Origin of the sequence: Collinsella sp. zg1085 (assembly GCF_018889955.1) — a bacterium.
Classification (GTDB): domain Bacteria; phylum Actinomycetota; class Coriobacteriia; order Coriobacteriales; family Coriobacteriaceae; genus Collinsella.
Genome location: NZ_CP076545.1, coordinates 1,095,849 through 1,115,684, shown reverse-complemented (window position 1 = coordinate 1,115,684; position 19,836 = coordinate 1,095,849). Strand labels below are relative to the sequence as shown.

General features: G+C 49.5%; 14 protein-coding genes. 5 read left to right on the top strand and 9 right to left on the bottom strand.

Annotation, left to right across the window (positions count from 1 at the left end):
- Positions 1 to 574: 574 nt before the first annotated feature.
- The 5 genes from KPC83_RS04750 to KPC83_RS04730 form a co-directional block, all read right to left on the bottom strand.
- Complete coding sequence (locus KPC83_RS04750; RefSeq protein ID WP_216278125.1) at positions 575 to 1,813, bottom strand: ABC transporter permease; 1,239 nt, start codon at positions 1,811 to 1,813, stop codon at positions 575 to 577.
- 9 nt (positions 1,814 to 1,822) lie between these two features.
- Positions 1,823 to 2,542 carry an ABC transporter ATP-binding protein gene (locus KPC83_RS04745; protein ID WP_216278124.1) on the bottom strand — a complete coding sequence of 240 codons (720 nt, stop codon included), beginning with the start codon at positions 2,540 to 2,542 and terminating at the stop codon, positions 1,823 to 1,825.
- A complete protein-coding gene (locus KPC83_RS04740) occupies positions 2,542 to 4,038 on the bottom strand; it encodes an efflux RND transporter periplasmic adaptor subunit (RefSeq protein WP_216278123.1) in 1,497 nt (498 codons plus the stop codon). Before KPC83_RS04740 ends, KPC83_RS04745 begins: the two co-directional genes overlap by 1 nt.
- Before the next feature lie 200 nt (positions 4,039 to 4,238).
- Complete coding sequence (locus KPC83_RS04735; protein WP_216278122.1) at positions 4,239 to 7,163, bottom strand: ABC transporter permease; 2,925 nt, start codon at positions 7,161 to 7,163, stop codon at positions 4,239 to 4,241.
- Positions 7,164 to 7,169: 6 nt separating this feature from the next.
- Positions 7,170 to 7,850, bottom strand: coding sequence for an ABC transporter ATP-binding protein (locus tag KPC83_RS04730; RefSeq protein WP_216278121.1), 681 nt, complete (start codon positions 7,848 to 7,850; stop codon positions 7,170 to 7,172).
- A 299-nt stretch (positions 7,851 to 8,149) separates the two neighbouring features.
- Here KPC83_RS04730 and KPC83_RS04725 point away from each other — a divergent pair, with 299 nt between their 5' ends.
- Both KPC83_RS04725 and KPC83_RS04720 read left to right on the top strand, forming a co-directional pair.
- On the top strand, positions 8,150 to 8,836 hold the full coding sequence (locus KPC83_RS04725; RefSeq protein WP_216278120.1) for a response regulator transcription factor: 687 nt from the start codon (positions 8,150 to 8,152) through the stop codon (positions 8,834 to 8,836).
- A gap of 2 nt (positions 8,837 to 8,838) precedes the next feature.
- A complete protein-coding gene (locus KPC83_RS04720; protein ID WP_253200873.1) occupies positions 8,839 to 9,912 on the top strand; it encodes a sensor histidine kinase KdpD in 1,074 nt (357 codons plus the stop codon).
- Positions 9,913 to 9,968: 56 nt separating this feature from the next.
- On the opposite strand, the gene KPC83_RS04715 is transcribed toward KPC83_RS04720, so the two are convergent.
- From KPC83_RS04715 to gltX, 3 genes are all read right to left on the bottom strand, one after another.
- A complete protein-coding gene (locus KPC83_RS04715) occupies positions 9,969 to 11,570 on the bottom strand; it encodes a L,D-transpeptidase family protein (RefSeq protein WP_216278119.1) in 1,602 nt (533 codons plus the stop codon).
- 116 nt (positions 11,571 to 11,686) lie between these two features.
- Positions 11,687 to 13,291: an L-serine ammonia-lyase, iron-sulfur-dependent, subunit alpha gene (gene sdaAA / locus KPC83_RS04710; protein ID WP_216278118.1), complete on the bottom strand. Its 1,605-nt coding sequence runs from the start codon at positions 13,289 to 13,291 to the stop codon at positions 11,687 to 11,689.
- Between the two features lie 114 nt (positions 13,292 to 13,405).
- On the bottom strand, positions 13,406 to 14,896 hold the full coding sequence (gene gltX, locus KPC83_RS04705; protein WP_216278117.1) for a glutamate--tRNA ligase: 1,491 nt from the start codon (positions 14,894 to 14,896) through the stop codon (positions 13,406 to 13,408).
- A gap of 201 nt (positions 14,897 to 15,097) precedes the next feature.
- Between gltX and ahpC the strand changes: the two genes are divergently transcribed.
- The 3 genes from ahpC to metK all read left to right on the top strand — a co-directional run bounded on the left by ahpC (position 15,098) and on the right by metK (position 18,878).
- The gene (ahpC, locus tag KPC83_RS04700) at positions 15,098 to 15,661 is read left to right on the top strand and encodes an alkyl hydroperoxide reductase subunit C (protein ID WP_216278116.1); all 564 of its coding nucleotides are present in this window, start codon (positions 15,098 to 15,100) and stop codon (positions 15,659 to 15,661) included.
- Between the two features lie 119 nt (positions 15,662 to 15,780).
- The gene (locus tag KPC83_RS04695; protein WP_216278115.1) at positions 15,781 to 17,445 is read left to right on the top strand and encodes an FAD-dependent oxidoreductase; all 1,665 of its coding nucleotides are present in this window, start codon (positions 15,781 to 15,783) and stop codon (positions 17,443 to 17,445) included.
- A 131-nt stretch (positions 17,446 to 17,576) separates the two neighbouring features.
- Positions 17,577 to 18,878, top strand: a complete 1,302-nt coding sequence (gene metK, locus KPC83_RS04690; RefSeq protein WP_216278114.1) for a methionine adenosyltransferase — start codon at positions 17,577 to 17,579, stop codon at positions 18,876 to 18,878.
- Positions 18,879 to 18,968: 90 nt separating this feature from the next.
- Here metK and KPC83_RS04685 read toward each other — a convergent pair whose 3' ends face one another.
- A complete protein-coding gene (locus tag KPC83_RS04685) occupies positions 18,969 to 19,760 on the bottom strand; it encodes a type III pantothenate kinase (protein WP_216278113.1) in 792 nt (263 codons plus the stop codon).
- Between the last annotated feature and the right edge of the window lie 76 nt (positions 19,761 to 19,836).

Genomic DNA, 19,836 nt, shown 5'->3' with positions numbered 1-19,836 from the left:
GAGAATTCTGCGGAGCACATTCGTAGAATGCAATACCTTGGTCGATTTTGACTTGAGAAACGAACAATTTTGCGATGCTTACGTTTTTAGGCAGACATTCGAGGGGTGCAGTCTATCTGAGGAGTGTATTCCTTTGTCACATAAAAACTTCAACCCTAACCCTTTTTCTCCCATACGTGCTGCTTGTGCATGGCGGGGTGTGGGGTGAGTTGGACGCTGTGCATGAATTTAGCATTTACTCTAAGGAGAGAACGAATGATTGCGTTCGGAGAATTCTGAGTAGAACATTCGTAGAGCGCAATCATTCGTTCAATTGAGATGGAGTTGCAATATAAGGGTGGCATAGCTTTTCTAAGGGAACTTTCGCGAAGCGCAGTTCCCGTGAAAAGGCTATGCCACCTCGTATGCTTACGAAGCATTCGTTCAACTCAGATGAAGCGAAAGGCAATGCCGCCCCACAAGGCTTCAATTCACTCGCCCAGTTAGCAAAGTAAAACAAGCTAAAGCGAAACCAGTGCAGCAACCACAGCTCGCCCCACACCTCGCCTACAGGAAACAAGCAGACGCGTATACCTTACTGATAGCGCAAGCACTCAACAGGATCCAGCTTTGCCGCACGGCGAGCGGGGTAGTAGCCAAAGATGACGCCAATTGCTATGGAAATACCCACAGCTATGCAAATGGTCATAATTGACATTGACGGGATAATTGCCGACCCTTCTTCGACCCCGGTTGACGAAGCAAGACCAAGAACACTTGCGCCTGCTGCAAGTCCCCAGCTAATAAGGTAGCCAATGACAATGCCCAATATACCGCCGGTTACACAAAGCACTGCAGACTCAGTTAAGAATTGCAGCGTTACGTCACGGCGCGTTGCACCCAAAGCGCGACGAACGCCAATTTCACGAATACGCTCGGTCACATTGGTAAGCATCATGTTCATAATGCCAATACCGCCTACCAGCAACGAAATACCTGCTACCGAACTCATAATCAGCGAGAACGAACCCATAAACTTATTCATTGAATCAATGACTGACTTCATAGTATGAATATATATGCGGTCATCAATTTGTTCTTTGTCGGTTATCTTGAGAATCTTAGCCATCTCTTCTTTTGTTTTTGCCGAAAGCTCGTCAACATCGACACCTTCACGTGCAATGCCGGTTATTCCATCAAGGCGCTTATCTCCACCATTAAAGTCCTGTACAACGGTATTGAATGGCATGGTTGCCCAGAAAAACTCCCGGTCGCCACCACCTCTACCCATAGGACGCCCTTCTTCAATGCCTACTACCGTATAATTGCGCGTGCCTATTCGAGCAGTCTTGCCAATGACGTTTAGGTTTTCAGTCTTAAAGAGTAACTGAACAGCATGAGGGTCAAGAATAACAACACGCGCGGAAGAGTTGTTTTCTGCATCATTAAAATAACGTCCGGCAATGAGCTTTGTTTTGCCTGATAGCTCAAGCATCTTGGGGCTCAAACCAGTAATATTTGCATTTGCTTGCTTATTATCAATTTTGGTCTCAGTCCAACCACTGCTTGTACCTTCAAGCAGCTCATAACCAGGTAAAACTTTTTGTAGACGCTCAAGCTGCTTAGTGGTAAACCCCCAGCTACTTATCTCAATGGTTCGCGCGGCGTTGAGGCCAAGCGAGCCAATGAGGTTATCTTGAATACCGCCAATAAGAGACGTCATTGAGATAACAGCGGCAATGCCGATAACAATACCGAGAATGGTTAAAAAGCTGCGTACGCGGTTTGCCTCAAGTGCTCGAAACGCCTCTCGAATGAGGTCGCGAATATGCATAGTGACCTCCTATATCTGCGGAATCGCGGAGCTGGGACGCCCGTATGCATCGCCTGTGGCAGCGATACGACCGTCACGAATAGTAATAATGCGGTCTGCAGTCTCTGCAATGGTAGGGTCGTGCGTAATAAGCACAATAGTTTTACCGGCGTCGCGTAGCTTGTGAAAGCTTTCAAGTACCATCTTGCCGGTAGCACTGTCAAGGTTACCAGTTGGCTCGTCTGCCAAGATGATGGCAGGCTCGTTGACCAGCGCGCGTGCGATTGCCACACGCTGCATCTGACCGCCTGAAAGCTCACCAATGCGGTGGTCGAAGTGGTCAACCGGAAGTCCTGCGGTATGCAGCGCGTGAACAGCCATGCGCTCGCGCTCGCCTCGTGCTTGCCCGCTATAAGAAAGTGGCAACATCACGTTATCAAGCACCGACATACGCGGCAAGAGATTAAAGCTCTGAAAGACAAAACCAATGCGCTCGGCGCGTACCTCAGCGAGCTCGTCGTCATCAAGTTGCGCCACGTCAAGACCCTCAAGCAAGTAGGTTCCGGCAGTAGGCGTATCAAGACAACCCAAGATGTTCATGAGCGTTGACTTGCCTGAGCCCGAGGGACCGGTAATGGCAACAAACTCACCAGGGCTGACGGACAATGAAACATCGTGCAGAATGTGTGCATAACCTGCCTCAGTCTCAAAGACGCGGTGAATGTGGCGAATATCAATAATGGGGCGCATTACGCTGCACTCCCTGTATCGCCCTTAGACGCGTCGGCCGCCTCTTCACCCTTGGGAGCCTCAGCGGCTGAATCGGCACCACTAGCCTCACCTTCCGTGCTTGAGCTGCCGCCCTCGCCGGTATACGGCGTTGCCTCAGCTGAACCCATGTCAGCCCCTGTTTCCGCACCCTCTTCAGACGGCATGCCGCCAGAGACAACAAGCACGTCACCCTCAGATAAAGGAGCGGTTTCCATATCGGCTGAGCTATCAGCAGGTTTGCCTACTACCGCTGTATCTTCGTTTTTAGCAAATACCTTTACATTCTTGCGAACATAGCTGTGCGTCTCGGGATTGGTTTCAACATTGACGTAGTAGTTGGTGCCATCATCGGTCATAAGCGCTGCGATAGGTACCATAATGACATCTTCAATATGCTCGGTAATCAGATTGACACGTGCTGACATACCGGGCTTAAGGCGTGCATCGGGCTGTGGAATCAAAACATTGACCGTAAAGTTAACAGCTGGCGCCTCGCCGCCATAGCCCATGGCTTCACCTTGGTTGGTGCCGGTGGCAATGGAAGCGATGCTATTAACCGTGCCGTTAAGCGTCAGGTCTTCAAATGCGCTAAAAGAGACTTGTGCTTGTTGGCCTTGTTGTACCTTTGAGATATTGGCTTCATCAACTTGAATATTGACCTTCATTTGTGAAAGGTCGGCAATCTGTACCAAAGGTTTTGACGCATCATACGATGACTGATTGGGGTCGCCAACTGCAGCGCCTACCTGAGCGTTGAGAGCCACGATACTACCTGAACTGGGGGCAGTTACGGTACGCTTCTCGCCTGCGGTTACCGCTTTATCGTAGCTTGACTGTGCAGTTTCAACGGCACGCTTTGCAGCTACAATACCGTCTTCGCCGTTGCTTGGCGTACCTTCTTCTGAGGCAGCTTCAAGCGCAGCAGCGGCGCGCTGTGCGCTTGCAAGGTCGCTTTTTGCTTGGTCGAGTGCACGCTTTGCATCAGCAATTTCACGGTCAATGTCGTCGTTTTTAATGGTAAAGAGGACATCGCCCTTGTTAACCTGCTGACCAGCTGTAACACGGAGCTCAGCGATAGTACCCGTAATTTCTGGGGTAACAACACTTGCGCTCAGTGGTTCTAAGGTGCCGGTGGCATCAACGCTTGTGGTATAGGTGCCACGCATGACGGTTTCGGTAACTACCTCGTTGCCTAAGTCGGTCTCGGGTTGTCGTGTAGCAACCCAAACTGAAACCACGGCAATAACAAGGAGTGCTGCTGCAATACCGCCAATAATCAAGCGCCGTTGAATTTTCTTGCGACGACGCTGCCGCCGACGTGCTTTGAGTTTTTCATAAATAGCGGCATCTTCAGCATCGAGGCTTGGCTGATTTGGACTTGCTTGCAAGAGTGTAGAAACGCTTTCAAGCTGTGCCGTTTGTCCAGCATGTTGGGGTGCTGGAGCGGGGCCGGTGGGTGTTACATCGTGATCCATACAGGCTCCTATCAAAAAAGTACATAGTGTTAGTGTAGCGGGTGGCTAATTGTTTTTTAGTATAACGTGCAAGGGTGACGTATGTGTAATCTTGCGCCCGTTTGCTGGTATAGCCTGCCGTTTAGGAGCTGCTCAGCGTTTGGGCTATCAATCTGCCGCTCTCTGGCACCTGCATTTATCAGTACTTTAGTGTATCGAATCTATATAAGCTCATCGCGCAGTGACCGGATGATATTAGTTGTTTGACTACGCCTGAGTGCGTAGGAAACTGAGATGAGCAGAACAATCAAAACAAGACCTATAGCTGCGAGAAGAGAAAGTGGCATCAGCCATATAATTGAGCTGTGGTATTCAAATTTCATGAGATGCCAAAAGCCCAAAATGAGACCTGTTGCAGAGAAAAGACCAAGGCTGAGCCCTCGTACAGCATAGCTTGCACATTCACGGGCAATCATACGACGAAAGAGACGCTGATCCATGCCAATGGATTTCAAAATTGCAAACTCACGACGGCGCAAAAAAATCGAGGTGGTGAGCGTGTTAAATACATTTGCTATAGCAATGAGTGAGGAAATAACGGTAAAACACATGGTAAATATTCTGATAGCACTCATGACAAAGGTATTCTCGCGATAGCTTTGGGTAAGGTCGATAACCTCCTGATAGGTCCAGGGTGCGTTGCGAGTTTGGTCGTTGAGTACTTGCTGCATGCGCGGTTTTGCAACTACAGGTTTAGCGCCCGCAAAGCTTAAGGTATATGACTGGTCTATGCCTGAACTTGAAAAAGACATAAAGGGATGAGCTTCGCTTTCGCCGTATGCAGCCGATTGATTCCAGCGCGTCAGTTGCTCTGCTGAAGGGTTTTTTTGAGCACGTATAATCTGGCTCAGTGCTTGAGCAGGCACTATGATGTTTGGCATGGCACTTGCCTGTTCGTGTGTATCTAGGTTAAATGGGTTTGGCCCGCTAAGTGTAGCAACTGGTAAATGATAGCTCTGCTCTAACACGTCATCGAGTGCTTGATGCGTTTGTCGTTTGTTATTTTCTATAGGCGCATAGCTGGCCAAAACCTTGCCATCAACAAGAGAAAGGTTGGTAAAAACCTGATTTTCAATTGAGCGAATTGACGTATAGAGCTCGGCTGTGCCTTGCTCGGCTTCTGTGCTTATTTGTTCTGTTTGTATGTGAGCCGCGTCATCTTTAGTTGAGCTAGGATTGACAGATGGTTTTATAAGGATGCCGCGCGGGATAGAAGGATTTGCGTAGAGTTCAGGATTTAGACCCACCTGTTCAATGCCGCGCTTCCATTGCTCATTGTCAATGACACTTAAGATTACGTGACCAATATAGCTGTTATCCTCAAGGAGGTTTCCGTAGGTAGTAAGCCCGCTTTCCTGAGACGCATCATCGACAATAGAACTAGAGAGATGCGCAGTTAGAGAATAGCTCGTATACCAGCCGATTCCTTCAATCTCGGGTATTTTGTTCAGCGCATGAAAAATATTTTCTACACTTGCTGCTCCGGTTATTGCGCTGCTTGTACTGTTATTTCTGAATAGATTGACCTGTAAGGTATTGTGTGTTTGTGGCTCCTGCTGGTCTACATAGCCATCAAGATAACCACTAAGGGTAATGGATACCATGATAAAGGTAACGGCTGCGGCTAATGAGATAACGGTAATGTGTCCTCGCGCACGTGCGCGGCGTATATTTTTATGAGCCAGCCATGCAGCGAGATTGCGTACCGTATGCGTTGCTTGCTTTTTCTGCTGCTTTGAAACATGTGGCGTTGCAATTTGGCGTATTGCTTGTATGGGGCGCAGGTTTCCTGCGCGTATGGCTGAGCTAAGCGAAGAAAAGACCATGGCGAGCGTCGATATGCTGGCAGAAAGCGCAAGGAGCTCCCAAGAGATAACGAGAGAAAACTGTTCGGCCTGAATATTAAATAGAAGGGCAAGGCCTGAGCGGGTAAGTGAGAATACAAAGGCGGTACCAAGAAGTCCAATACCCATACCAATAGGAATGCCCAGCGCAGCCAAGATGAATGCCTCGCGATAGATACATAATCTCAGTTGCCGTTTAGTAGCACCCAGTGAGGCTAGAAGGCCAAATTGTCGTGTTTGCTCTGCTACAGAAATGGCAAAGGCGTTATACATAAGGGTGATTGACGTAATCATAACAACGATAATAAGAAAGGCTGCAAAGAGCCAGATACTGAGCAGCTCAGTGCCAATACCATATGGGTTGCTCGCAGACTGTAAGTTGGTATGAAGGGTATGGTCAAGCTCTGTGCCTGGTGCGTGTGCATAGCCTGGTGCGCTTGCAACAAGGCTTGCTAGATTGTCGGCAACCGAGTTACCATCAGCTCTAAAGCTAAAGTAAGCGTCATATGAATATGCGGATAGGGTAGTGTGAGGGCTAACAAAGGCAACCGAACCTCTAGTTTCCCAAACCCACGTGCGCGCAATATCATAAAAGCCGCTTACCACAAAGCTTTGTTCATGCGTTTGCGTAACAGCTTCATTCACCTCGCTTGTCTCAGCATGACCAGCCTTGCTGGTATCGGTATATTCCACCGGTGCACTGCGAGAAAGTATGGCGCCATCTTTGTTTTCACGCTGTCCAATTTGGAGGTTTATCTGAGTTCCAACTGCGAGCTCCTCTGAGCTTTCAATGCCAGAACCCATAAGTTTGCGTCCACGATAATCTGAGGGGAGTGCAATTTCGTTTGCAGCTTGAGGCAGCTCGCCTTCGGTTAGAGAAACGGGCGGCAATAAGCCCTCTGAGGTATCGGGTGCGCTGAGTAGCGTCATAAACTGATAGCCCGAATAGATATTTGCGGGGCTTACATCAACTGCACCAAGATAGGCAGTGTGCGTGAAGGCATCAATGTTGTATTGGGTTCTCAGCCAATCAATACCAGCGCGCGAAAGCGAGGCAACAGAGGCTTGCCATATTCCTTCTGATGTCTGAATACCAAGCATAACCCCATGTTGGAGAGAAAAAACCGATGCCAAAATTGCGGTAATAAGAGCGCAAGATAGAGCAATGCCTATGAGCGACACTGCAGTACGCACGCGATTTGCGATAAGATTTGCCCAGGTAAAACGCGCAAGGATACTCATAGTTATCTAAGCTCTTAAGGTATCGCTGACAAGTTGTCCGTCGGCAAGTGACAAAACGCGGTCGGCCATAAGAGCAATGTCTTCGTCATGGGTAATAACTACAAGTGTTTGTTTATAGCGGCGATTGCACTCCCGAAGAAGCATCATAATCTCGGCTGAGTTTTTTGAATCGAGATTACCGGTTGGCTCGTCAGCTAAAATAATTGACGGCGTGTTTAAGAGAGCGCGGGCAATCGCTACGCGCTGTTGTTGTCCACCTGAGAGCTGGTGTGGCAACATGTGCTCTTTGCCTGTGAGTCCCAGCGTTTCAATCAGCTCATTAAGAAACTGTGCGTGAGGTTCGCGGCCATCCATGCGCACGGGTAAGCCTATATTTTCTATGACGTTGAGTACAGGAATTAAGTTGTAAAACTGATACACAAGTCCAACGTCGCGCCGTCTAAAAATTGCAAGCTCTTCGTCACTGCGTTGATAAATATCCTGGCCATCAACTAAGACCCTGCCATAATCAGGGCGGTCAACACCGCCCATAAGGTGCAAAAGCGTTGATTTGCCAGAGCCCGAAGACCCAACAATAACTACAAACTCACCCGAGGTAATGGTAAAACTCACATCATCGAGGGCACACACCGCTGTGGCACCGGTGCCATATATACGGCTTAAATGTTCAACTTGAATGACGCTCATTGCTTTCCTTTGTTTGCCTACCTAGTAGTGTAGGCTAACTCTGCCATAGTTTTTTGGCATCTTTCATGACAGTTGCGTCATTGTTGATTCCAATGGTGCGCAAAAGGTGGTGTCATTGTTGTGCTTGAAGTATAGGCAATTTGGGGGCTGAACTGCTGAATAGCGCATATGTATCAACAAACTAAATTGTTGGTCGCGTTAATTATTTCTTTGCGAGGTATGACCTTTCATACCGTGGTAGGATTTAAGATATTTAATAGCTTAAACGAGTCGCTGCAGCCTAGAGATGGAGGCATGGTATGACTCATCGGGTGCTCTTAGTAGAGGATGATGCACTTATTGTATCAACGCTGACCGAGCTTCTTGAGGGCGTGGGCTATGAGGTGGTCACGGCTGATACGCAAATGACAGCAATTCGGCGGGCATTAACCTCTCAAGAACCAGCGGTTTCTTTGGTGCTTCTTGACGTTACCCTTGCAAAGGGGAGTGGTTTTGCTGTTTGCGCTGCCATAAAGCAGGTGCGCCCACAGCTGCCTGTTATCTTTTTAACGGCATCTGATAATGAGTTTAATACCGTGGCTGGCATTCAAATGGGGGCGGATGACTATATTGCTAAGCCATTTAGACCGCGTGAGCTTTTGGCACGTGTGGCGGCGGTGCTGCGCCGCTCGTATGCTGAGAATGCACTGCTAAGTTTGGGACCACTTTCAATTGATGTCGATAGAGCGCGTGTTGAGCGCAATGGAGTAGAGATTCCGCTTTCGGCACTTGAATATAAGATGCTGCTGCTCTTTGCCAATAATGCAGGCAAGTTGGTAACGCGCGAAATGATTCGCGAAGAGCTGTGGGACGATGCGGGCGCTTATATTGAGGACAACACCCTTTCGGTTTATATCAAGCGTTTACGCGGCAAGATTGAAGATGACCCGGTAGAACCACGTATCATTGTGACGGTGCGCGGTCTGGGTTATAAGGTGATGGCTTAAAGATGATGCTGCGCAATCGAGAGTTTATTGTTTTTTCTCTAGCCTATGTTGGCATAACGCTTATCTTGACGGTTATGACACAGCTTGTTGCTGGGCAAGACGCGGCACTGATGGTATTGATGGCGGCATTGCTGCTCGCAGCGGTAAGCCTTGCCTTTACCTTTATACGGTATCGTCGCATCGCTGAGCTTACGGCACACGTTGAAGCGGTATTGCACGGTGAGCGACAACTTGCGTTTGACCGCCTCGCTGAGGGCGAACTCTCTATTCTTGCTAATGAGCTGGATAAAATGGTGACGCGCTTGTATACCACAGCCGATTACCTAGAGGCTGAGCGCACTCAACTCTCTGATGCACTTGCTGATATATCACATCAGTTAAAAACCCCTTTAACCTCGCTTGCGCTCATGTGTGAGCTTATGCGCAAACAGCTGCTAGAGGCAGGGGAAAGCCTTAATCGTTCTCAAATTGATGCTGTGGTTGCGCGTCTGCGGAGTATGCAGCTTATGCAAGAACGTATTCAGTGGCTGGTATCAGCATTGCTAAAGCTTGCGCGTATTGACGCTGGTGTAGTAAAGCTTGCATCAATACCGGTTGATGCGGCTGAGGTGGTTCAAACTGCCTGCGATATGCTGGCAGTGCCTTATGACCTTGCTGATGTTACGCTCGTGAGCACCGATGTAGCTCACGCAAGTTTTACCGGCGACCCGTCTTGGAGTATTGAAGCGCTTGAAAACGTTCTAAAAAATTGTATGGAACATACCCCTGCAGGCGGAACGGTTCGGGTTTGGGTGAGCGAAGACGCGATTTCATGTCGTATCCACGTTGAAGATACCGGGCCCGGCATTGATGAGGCAGATTTGCCGCATATCTTTGAGCGCTTTTATCGTGGTGAAGAGCGGGGAGACGAAGCATCTACTCTCCGTGATTTACAAGGTGTGGGTATTGGTTTATCGCTGGCCCGAAGCTTGGTGACCGCGCAAGGCGGCACTATCGAAGCGCGCAATGTGTATGATGAGGCGGGCAATGTGTGCGGGGCTCGCTTTGACATCATTTTCTTTCGGGTTGTTGTATAGCAATTGCGTCTTGTAGTGCACGGGTTTTCTTGATAGCTCTGGGCTAGTGCTCACCTCTACCAGTGCACAACTACGCAAATGCCTGATGAAACAAGCTCATAGAGTTCTTGTGCCTTGGTATACGGGAGATTAACGCAGCCATGACTTCCTACCGAGCGATATGCGGCAGGGTTTGAAAAGCTTGATGCAGCCTGCCATGTAGCATCGTGAAAGCCAACGGAGCCTCCTACAAACGGCATCCAATAAGCAACCGGCGTGCGGTATATGGGTTCACCGGTTGCTGGGTCTTTTTTTCCAATAAGTGTTACGCCTCTGAGCGGTCGATTCATGCTATAGATGCCGGTTGGTGTTGCGTCCCCGCGATTGGGGTTGCCGGTAATGATGCCTGATTCCCAAATAATGGTGCCATTGTTATCGTAGTAGCGAGCATGCTGCTCAGACAAATCAACGTCTATATAAGACTGCCAATCACGCTGTCCGCGAGCCACATATACAGCGGCGGTGCTTTTGGTGGGAATGGCAAGGGTAGCGTCTTTGCCAGCAACTAAGGCTTGATTAATCTGTTCGGCAAGCGCAGCAGAGTCAATATTCCAGCCGTAGGTGCCACCTTTAACGGTAATTTGCTTGCCGTCGGCGCGCGTAAAACTGCGTTCAGTGGCAACGGTATCGAGGTTGTCAATGCTGTATTGGCGCATCCATTCGGTAGCTGCGTTAATATCAAGGCTGGGTATGAGCTTGTCATCAAAACTCACCCATTGATACAGCTTTGCGGCGTCAAGCACCATTATTTCTTGGTCGGCAAGCGTGAGTTTGATGCTGTGAGCAACAAGTTTATTAGCCGCGTCAATTGCAGAGCTTATCTGAGTCTTGCTTGCTCCTTGAGCAAATGCTTCATACGAAGAAAAGTCAAGTTCTAACTCAGGGGTGAGCGTTGCTATGGCTTCTTTAGCTTGCACAGAAACTTTTTTAACATCAATCTTTGCTGCTGAAAGCGCGCGTTCAAGAGAGAAAGCGTTTTGCTCAACATCAAAGGCGCTTGCAGCATCAAAGACACCAGTGCGTCCTTCGTTATAGCTGCTCACCGCACCTGTGAGAGCATCTTCAAAGCTTTTATGGTCAAAGCTGGCGGGTAATTGTGCTGTTGGGGAGCTGAAAGCTGTTTGGCTATTTGAACCGCTATCTGCGTGCGCTTGTGCAGGTTTTAAGAGCTCTGAGGCAAGTTTTACCGGCCAAGCAAAGGGGGACGTAGCGTGTATAACATCATTGACACGATGATTTGCGCTCACAATGTCTGTGCCATAGCTGGGCGTATAGACCCAAGAAAAATCGCCGCCTTTAATGGTGAGACGGTAGCTGCGCACCGCTGCATCAACTCGAGCTATGGCTTGTTGTTTGGGCAACCACGAAACGTTTACTCCCGCAATAACGGTATTTGGATACATAATCTGGGTAAATGCGATAGCTCCGCCAGCATAGGCAACGATGAAAAGGCTTACAAAAATAGCGAGTACTATGCGTAGCGTATGACCCTTTTTGTGTACTTGGGCAACATCGGAGTTTTGGGCAGACATAGGCAGTGGTGACACTACCTTAGAGCTGCTGGGTAAATTGTCTGCCTTAAAGTGCTGACCAGTATGTTTGTTGTTCATTTCAGCCATCTACTGCTCCGAAAACCCTTACAGATTTTGAGTTTGATTAGCTCAAAGTATACCTATCTGTTTGGACATACGAAGGAAGTATCTAAACTATGACAATTTATTAACGATACCTATTCCTATCTACAACCCATACAGCTTGTACAGGCGCGTTGTGCACTTGGTGCAAGAGCTAGGCCACCTTGAGCAGTTTCGCGCAGGCTGCTTGGCAGCGCATGACCAACTTGGAGCATTACATGTGCGGTTTCATCAAAGGGGGCAACACTTTTTATGCCAGAAAGCACGAGTTGTGCCGATGAAAACGCCGCTGCAACTCCGATGGCATTGCGGTTTTGGCAGGGAACTTCTACCAAGCCGTGCACCGGGTCGCATATAAGACCAAGCAGGTTTTGAATGCTAATAGATGCCGCATCGAGTGCTTGCTCAGGGCTGCCGCCCATGAGTTGCACGAGAGCCGCTGCTGCCATGGCTGCAGCACTTCCAACCTCTGCCTGACATCCCCCTTCGGCTCCGGCAACACAGGCATTTGCTGATAGGATAAGTCCAACACCGGCAGCGCAGTAGAGCGCTTCTGCAAGCTGTTCTTCATCAATGTGTAGATGCTCGGCAAGTGCGAGTACCGCGCCTGGTACCACGCCTGCGGAGCCTGCGGTGGGCGCGGCTACAATGACGCCCATTGAGGCGCTACGCTCAAGTACCGCCATAGCACGAGAGATAGCATCGCTTTGCACAGTACCCATAAGCGGCGAAGCTAAAGCTTCTGCGTGTTGCATGATGAGCTGAGCCTCACCGCCGAGGTAGCCGCCCAAAGAAGGGCGAGGGTCTTTGCGCGGGTCTTCCGTTTCACGGCGCATGACATCAATGACGCGCTTCATAGATGTACGCGCAACATCAGCGCTTGTGAGCATTTCTTCACGAAGCTGCATGAGTTGACCCACATTGATGCCGCGTTCTTTACAGACGGCAAGCATCTGTGCACCGTCGTCAAAGAGGTCACGTGTGCTTAATCCAGGCACTAAACTTTGAGCACTTCCTGGAAGTTTGATAAAGCTTGCAGTCTCAACTAAAGGAAGCGCCTGAATGCTTTTCAGCATATCATCTGAGATGGTGCCATCGGTTTCAACAACCGTATAGGCGTACCCGCTCGCCTCAGCTCGATAGGTGCGGCAAAACGCAATGTTTACCTCAGCTGTAGCGAGTGCATGCGTGATACTTGCCAGCGCTCCTGGTGCATCTTGGTGAGTAATAAATAACGTGGCGTATATCCCCGATATTTCAACACCAACACCGTTAATCCGGCTAATGCGTATTTTAGCCCCACCTAAACTTTCACCACGCACAGAAATTGTTTTGCCGCGCACGGTGTCTAGTTCAATATCAACCGTATTGGGATGGATAGAGTCATCATCGCCTGCTTGAAGAAAGCTATACGCAAGACCTGCCTCATCGGCAAACGTAAAGGCATCACGTATCCGCTCGTCATCGGTGGTAAAGCCAAGAATACCTGCTACGAGCGCGCGGTCAGTTCCGTGTCCTTGATAGGTGTGTGAAAAAGAATTCCAGAGTATAAAGCGAACACGGTGTATTGAGTCATCAACAAGATGCGCTGCTACATGGGCCACGCGCAGCGCACCTGCGGTATGCGAAGATGAGGGACCAACCATAATGGGACCCAAGACCTCAAACGCAGAGGTAGTTGCTAGCGTTTGTGCCTCAAACGTCATAGGTGGTAACGCTCCTTTAAGCGAGTGATACGAGATAGAAATTGGGCAAGATTTGAGACGTGCTCAGAGCAAGGCTTGCCCAGATAGGCCTGCATAACTAGATTTACCCAGCTTTTAGTTGAGCTGTTCTGCAAGTGCGATAGCACGCGTTATACGCGCGAGCGCATCATCTTTTCCTACGAGCTCTATGCTCTCTCCAAGAGGAGGGCTCACCAGATTGCCACAAAGCGCCACGCGAATGGTCTGAAAAACAAGTCGTTTCTTGAGTTCAAGCTCTTCAGGCAACACCTCAAGCGCTGTATCGAGTGCTTGAGCGTGCCAGTTATCGTTATCAAGTGAGCTAAGTATTTCCTGCGCACGGTGTAGCACCAACCCCACAGTATCGCCAGTAAGCCCTTTTGCAACAGATGCTTCATCCATGCTGAGATGCTCGGCATCTTGAAACAGCGGTGCTGCAACAACGGCAGCATCAGCCGGCATTTTGGTGCGCGGCTGAACCAATGCAGCTACGCGCGCGAGCCAAGAACTATCAAATTGCGCATCTGAGCTTATGAGTGCTGATGCTTGAAGCTGGGGTAACAAAATGCTTTGAATAAACGCTTGCGTGTCCATGCTCTTGATGTATTCAGCGTTCATCCAGTCAAGTTTTTTGGGGTCAAAGGTTGCTGGGTTTTTAGAGATGCGGCTCAGTGAGAATTCTCGTGCTAAAACCTCGCGGGGAATGAGTGTTGTATCACCATCAAGTGACCAGCCAAGGAGTGCCAGATAATTGACGAAGGCATCGGCCAGATAGCCTTGGTCACGATACTCTTCTACCGAGGTAGCGCCGTGCCGCTTGGAGAGCTTCTTGCCATCAGCGCCCAAAATCATTGAAATATGGGCAAAGACGGGCACCTCAGCCCCAAGCGCTTCATACACAATAACTTGGCGCGGTGTATTGGAAAGGTGATCGTCGCCACGGATAACATGACTGATGTTCATGAGCGCATCATCACACACTGTTGCAAAGTTGTAGGTTGGGGTGCCATCAGAGCGAAAAATAACAAAGTCGTCAAGCTCCTTGGCATCAAAGCGCACTTCTCCATGTACCGCATCAGGAATAACAACATCGCCTCTGTTTTCTGGCACCTTAATACGAATGACGTAAGGCTCTCCAGCGGCAATGCGTGCTTTTGCCTCGGCGGCATCAAGGCAACGGCATCGACGCTGATAGCCCTGATAGGGGTCTTTGCGTGCGCGCGCTGCTGCGCGGTCTGCTTCAAGCATCTCAGGGGTGCAAAAACAAGGGTAGGCCTTACCTTCTGCCATAAGGCGCTCAGCAGCCTCACGATAGAGCTCAACGCGGTCGGTTTGGGCATACGGACCATATGCGCCACCAATTTCTGGTCCTTCATCCCAATCAAGTCCAAGCCAGCGAAGTGCTCGCAGAATAATCTGCGTATTTTCATCAGTGGAACGCGTCGGGTCGGTATCATCGATGCGCAAAATAAAACTGCCGCCATGTGCACGTGCAAATGCCCAGTTATAGATTGCAGTGCGGGCACCGCCAATATGTAGTTTTCCGGTCGGTGAAGGTGCGAAACGAACGCGCACAGGTCTTGTCATGCGAAGGTCCAATCGGTAATTGAATGTGTACAAATTTGCATTATACGTGAAGTTATGCGCACGCAAAAACCGCCCATAAGCTGCTTTCGACCGTTCACGGTAATTTTCTGGCAATTATCAAGGTTCTCGTTTATGTAAGCGGTTAGAGCGAGTAAACTAATCATGTCATATTAAGACTGTGTCCGAATAAGGAGGACGACTATGTCATTGATTGGAAAAGAAATCGGCGATTTTTCGGTTCAGGCATTTCACAATAATGAGTTTAAGACGGTGAGCAAGGCAGACGTTTTGGGTTCTTGGAGCCTGTTCTTCTTCTATCCGGCTGACTTTACCTTTGTGTGCCCAACTGAGCTTGAAGAGCTTGCTGAGATTTATGATGACTTTAAGGCCGAGGGTTGTGAGGTGTATTCCGTGTCTTGCGATACGCACTTTGTACACAAGGCATGGCATGAGGAGTCTGAGCGTATTAGCAAGGTAGGCTATCCTATGCTTGCTGACCCAGCTCAGGTGTTAGCGCGTGATTTTGAGGTTTTAATTGAGGCTGATGGCTTGGCAGAGCGTGGTGCCTTTATTGTTGACCCCGAGGGCAAAATTCAGGTTTATGAGGTAACTGCTGGCGGCATTGGTCGCAATGCCCGCGAGCTGCTGCGTTTGGTACAGGCCGCTAAGTTTGTTGCTGAGCACGGCGATGAGGTGTGCCCTGCTAAGTGGCAGCCTGGTGGCGAGACGCTCAAGCCTTCGCTTGATTTGGTTGGTCAGCTATAAGTTAATACGTTGAGCTTGCGCTACCGTGTAGCTGCTTTGATGTAAACGTATGAACTATTTTTACGCAATAAGAAGCTGTGTCTTTTTGGGCACAGCTTTTTGTATGAAGGGAAGATGTTATGGCAGACAAACATCAGCCAACACCTGAGGAACTCTATGACGCAGTTATTGTGGGCGGCGGTCCAGCAGGGCTTACCGCAGCGCTTTATCTGGCGCGTGCGCGCTATCGCGTATTAGTTATTGAACGCGAAAACTTTGGCGGACAAATTACTATTACCAATGAGGTGGTTAATTATCCTGGGGTGTTGGTGACAAGTGGTAAAGAGCTTACCGAAACCATGCGCCAACAGGCTGAGGCGTTTGGGGCAGAGTTTTTATTTGCTGAGGTCACCTCACTTGACCTTAACCAAGATATAAAGATAGTTACAACAAGCAAGGGAGACATTGCATCTTTGTCAGTGCTTCTTGCAACTGGAGCCTCGCCGCGAAGCATTGGTTTTGAAGGCGAGGATGTCTTTAAGGGCCATGGTGTTGCCTATTGCGCTACCTGCGATGGAGAGTTTTTTACCGGCAAAGATGTCTTTGTGGTAGGCGGTGGCTTTGTCGCGGCTGAGGAAAGTGTATTTTTAACCAAATATGCGCGCCATGTTACCATTTTGGTTCGTGAGGACGATTTTACGTGCGCTCCCGCAGCAGCAGAGGCGGCGCGTACACACGAAAAGATTACGGTTCTTACCAATACTGAAGTGGTGAGAGCAGCAGGCGACGATGCCTTGCGCTCCCTCATATATCGCAATAACAAAACGGGTGAAGAAACGCGCTATGTCGCTGATGAGGGCGATAGCTTTGGTATTTTTGTCTTTGCGGGTTATAAGCCCTCAACCGAGCTAGTAACACACATGGGAGTTACCAACGAGCAGGGTTATGTCATCACCGATGAGCAGCAAATGACACGTGTTTCTGGTTTGTTTGCTGCGGGAGATGTATGCATTAAGGGACTTCGTCAGGTTGCAACCGCGGTAGGTGAGGCGGCTCAGGCAGCAACTGATATGGAGCGCTATATTAAGGCGGCACAAGAGCGCGTAGGCATAGTCCCTCGCCCGCCTGTGTCGCGCCCCGACCACATGCCCAAACAAGAAGCATCACGTGGCGCAGATGTATCTGATGGTGAGCTTTTTGATGCCGCTATGAAAGCCCAGCTTGAAGCAGTCTTTGCACGCATGTCTGCACCTCTTGTGTTGCGCGTTCACCCCGATAAGCGCGCTTTGAGCAACGAGCTTGAGGCATATATGCGTGAGCTTGCGGCACAAACAGAGCTTTTGCGTGTTGAGATGGTTGACGCAGCGCATGAGCCATCAGAGCTGTTGCCCTATGTTGAGGTCGTACGCGCCACAGGAGAGCCAACGGGTCTTGCATTTCATGGGGTACCTGGCGGGCATGAGTTTACGAGCTTTGTGCTGGGCCTTTATAATGCCGCAGGTCCAGGACAGCCTATTGATGATGCTGATAGAGCTGCCATTGCTGCTATTACAGAGCCGGTTTCTATTAAAGTGCTTGTTTCGCTTTCGTGTACGATGTGTCCTGAGACGGTCGTTTCGGCTCAGCGTATAGCTGCCGATAATGCGCAGGTTAGCGCTGAGGTTTTTGATATTGCGCACTTTAGTCATCTCAAAGACCAATATCGCGCTATGAGTGTTCCCTGCACCATTATTGAACGTAATGGTCAGGAGCGTGTATTGTTTGGTAAAAAGACACTGAGTGCTCTTTTGGAGGCAGTTGCATAAATCCCGTCTTTACTATTTGTGTGTACGCGCAAGTAAGTACAATACTAGACGGGGTACAAGTTACGTGCACTAAAGCTAAGCCCGGCGGAATGGTAACGGCCGCCGGGCGTTATGTATGAAAGGGGCAGCTTATGCCAACATTGTCTCGTTCCACATCTATGTTAAGGGTTGCGGAGTCATCTAGTCGCTCATATGTGTTTACATCTGAGTCGGTTACCGAGGGTCATCCCGACAAGATTGCCGATCAGATTTCTGATGCGGTGCTTGATGCAATTCTTACAAAAGAAATTGAACTTGAGGCGCGTGGGTATATTGCGCCTGATGGGGTGCCCGCACGGGTAGATAATGTACGCTGCGCCTGTGAGACTCTTCTCACAACGGGAACTGTTATAGTCTCGGGCGAGATTCGTACGGAGTCCTACGTTGATGTGCAGGCAATTGCACGTGCGGTGCTGGCGCGTATTGGATATGACCGTGCCAAGTATGGATTTGACTGCGAAACCTGCGGTGTTATCAACATGATTCACGGACAAAGCCCTGATATTGCACAGGGCGTTGATGAGAGCTATGACGTGCAATCGGGAGACTCAGCCGACCCGCTTGATGTGATTGGTGCAGGCGACCAAGGCATGATGTTTGGCTATGCTACACGCGAAACGCCAACGCTTATGCCCATGCCGCACTATCTGGCTTCAAGGCTTGCTGAGCGCTTGGCAGAGGTGCGCCATAACAATACCCTTCCATATTTGCGTCCCGACGGCAAAACGCAGGTGAGTGTGCGCTATGAAGATGGTGTTCCGGTTGCGGTGGAGACTATTGTTATTTCAACCCAGCACGCCGCTGAAATTGAGGATATGAGCCGTATTCGCCATGACTTAGTTGAGCAGGTTATAGCTCCTGTTATGTCAGCAGCAGATGTGGCGTGGGAGGGCGCTGAGGTTTTGGTCAACCCAACCGGTCGCTTTGTAGTGGGAGGCCCTATGGGCGACACCGGTCTTACCGGCCGCAAAATTATCGTTGATACCTATGGTGGTGCGGGTCGCCATGGTGGCGGAGCCTTCTCGGGTAAAGACTGCACTAAGGTTGACCGTTCGGCTGCCTATGCAGCGCGCTGGGTTGCTAAAAACGTGGTAGCTGCTGCTTTGGCAGAGCGCTGTGAGGTACAGCTCTCCTATGCAATTGGCGTTGCTCGTCCTCTTTCTATCATGGTAGATACCTTTGGGACGGCGCATGTTGATGAGGCGCTTATTGAGGCGGCTATCGCATTTGTTTTTGACCTGCGACCAGGTGCCATCATTCAAGAGCTTGATTTGCGTCGCCCCATCTATCAAAAAACTGCTGCATACGGTCACTTTGGACGCAATGACCCTGATTTTACTTGGGAGCTTACTAACCGGGTTGATGAGCTGCGCTCAGCGTGTGGGTTGAGCTAGGAGGCTGGTATCAGCTTAGCGGTCATCTGCAAACGGGTTTACGGCATATAGACTGGGCGTTGAGCGGTAAGGTGCTTATTGTTGAGGTGCTTATAAACAATTGAGATACCAGAGCTGGGCAAGTCCTAGATGGACTAACTGGAGCTCATAGGTAGTAAGAGCCGTGCGCATGTGTTCTGTAAGCAGAGGACATGCGCTGCCCGTGCCAATTACCAAGAGCTCCCGTCCAAAGTCGGTTTGAATATCAGCGATAAAGCTATCGAGTTTGCGAGCTTCACCTACCAAAAGACCAAGTTGGAGTGCTTCGGTGGTGTTGTGTCCATAGCTATGAGCAGAAGCGTGAAATTCAAAGTTTGGTAGTTTACTGGCATGGCGTGCAAGGGTAGCGGCCGCTAGAGCAGGTGCGCAAGATATGATACCGCCACATATGGTGTTATGTGCATCAATAACATCAAGGGTGGTGGTAATAGGATTAGCATCGATGATAACAAGCGGACCTGTGAGCTGGCTTAGCGCGGCAACTGCGTGGGCAAGCCTATCGGAGCCAAAGGCAGCTGGGTCATCGTAGCCAATCTTGATGCCTGTTTTGATGCCAGGCTTTATATAGAGAAGCTTGGCAGCCTTAATTTGCTTGAGCGCTGTTTGCCATGAATACGTAAGCTCAGGTACCACCGATGCCCATACAATTCCGTCGAGCGTCTGTATGTCATGGTCTTGCATGCAGGTATCAAGTTGTGCGCGTGCTTCATCTGCGGTTATATGCTGAGGAGTTGAGAAGCTTTGAGCTGCGCGGATTGTTTCACCCTGAATGTAGCAAATACGTGTCTCAGCATTGCTTATCATGATGGATAGTAGTTGCTTTGACCAAACTATCTTTTTCATAGCAAACTCCTTTACCCTGCACTGGTGCTTATTGCTCTATACTACCTGATGGATAAACCGTAACCCGACTCATTGC

What these genes read in the sequence shown, in the direction of transcription:
- KPC83_RS04750 (WP_216278125.1), bottom strand. Translation starts at nt 1,813, where the DNA reads ATGCATATTCGCGACCTCATTCGAGAGGCGTTTCGAGCACTTGAGGCA.
- KPC83_RS04745 (WP_216278124.1), bottom strand. Translation starts at nt 2,542, where the DNA reads ATGCGCCCCATTATTGATATTCGCCACATTCACCGCGTCTTTGAGACT.
- KPC83_RS04740 (WP_216278123.1), bottom strand. Translation starts at nt 4,038, where the DNA reads ATGGATCACGATGTAACACCCACCGGCCCCGCTCCAGCACCCCAACAT.
- KPC83_RS04735 (WP_216278122.1), bottom strand. Translation starts at nt 7,163, where the DNA reads ATGAGTATCCTTGCGCGTTTTACCTGGGCAAATCTTATCGCAAATCGC.
- KPC83_RS04730 (WP_216278121.1), bottom strand. Translation starts at nt 7,850, where the DNA reads ATGAGCGTCATTCAAGTTGAACATTTAAGCCGTATATATGGCACCGGT.
- KPC83_RS04725 (WP_216278120.1), top strand. Translation starts at nt 8,150, where the DNA reads ATGACTCATCGGGTGCTCTTAGTAGAGGATGATGCACTTATTGTATCA.
- KPC83_RS04720 (WP_253200873.1), top strand. Translation starts at nt 8,839, where the DNA reads ATGATGCTGCGCAATCGAGAGTTTATTGTTTTTTCTCTAGCCTATGTT.
- KPC83_RS04715 (WP_216278119.1), bottom strand. Translation starts at nt 11,570, where the DNA reads ATGGCTGAAATGAACAACAAACATACTGGTCAGCACTTTAAGGCAGAC.
- sdaAA (WP_216278118.1), bottom strand. Translation starts at nt 13,291, where the DNA reads ATGACGTTTGAGGCACAAACGCTAGCAACTACCTCTGCGTTTGAGGTC.
- gltX (WP_216278117.1), bottom strand. Translation starts at nt 14,896, where the DNA reads ATGACAAGACCTGTGCGCGTTCGTTTCGCACCTTCACCGACCGGAAAA.
- ahpC (WP_216278116.1), top strand. Translation starts at nt 15,098, where the DNA reads ATGTCATTGATTGGAAAAGAAATCGGCGATTTTTCGGTTCAGGCATTT.
- KPC83_RS04695 (WP_216278115.1), top strand. Translation starts at nt 15,781, where the DNA reads ATGGCAGACAAACATCAGCCAACACCTGAGGAACTCTATGACGCAGTT.
- metK (WP_216278114.1), top strand. Translation starts at nt 17,577, where the DNA reads ATGCCAACATTGTCTCGTTCCACATCTATGTTAAGGGTTGCGGAGTCA.
- KPC83_RS04685 (WP_216278113.1), bottom strand. Translation starts at nt 19,760, where the DNA reads ATGAAAAAGATAGTTTGGTCAAAGCAACTACTATCCATCATGATAAGC.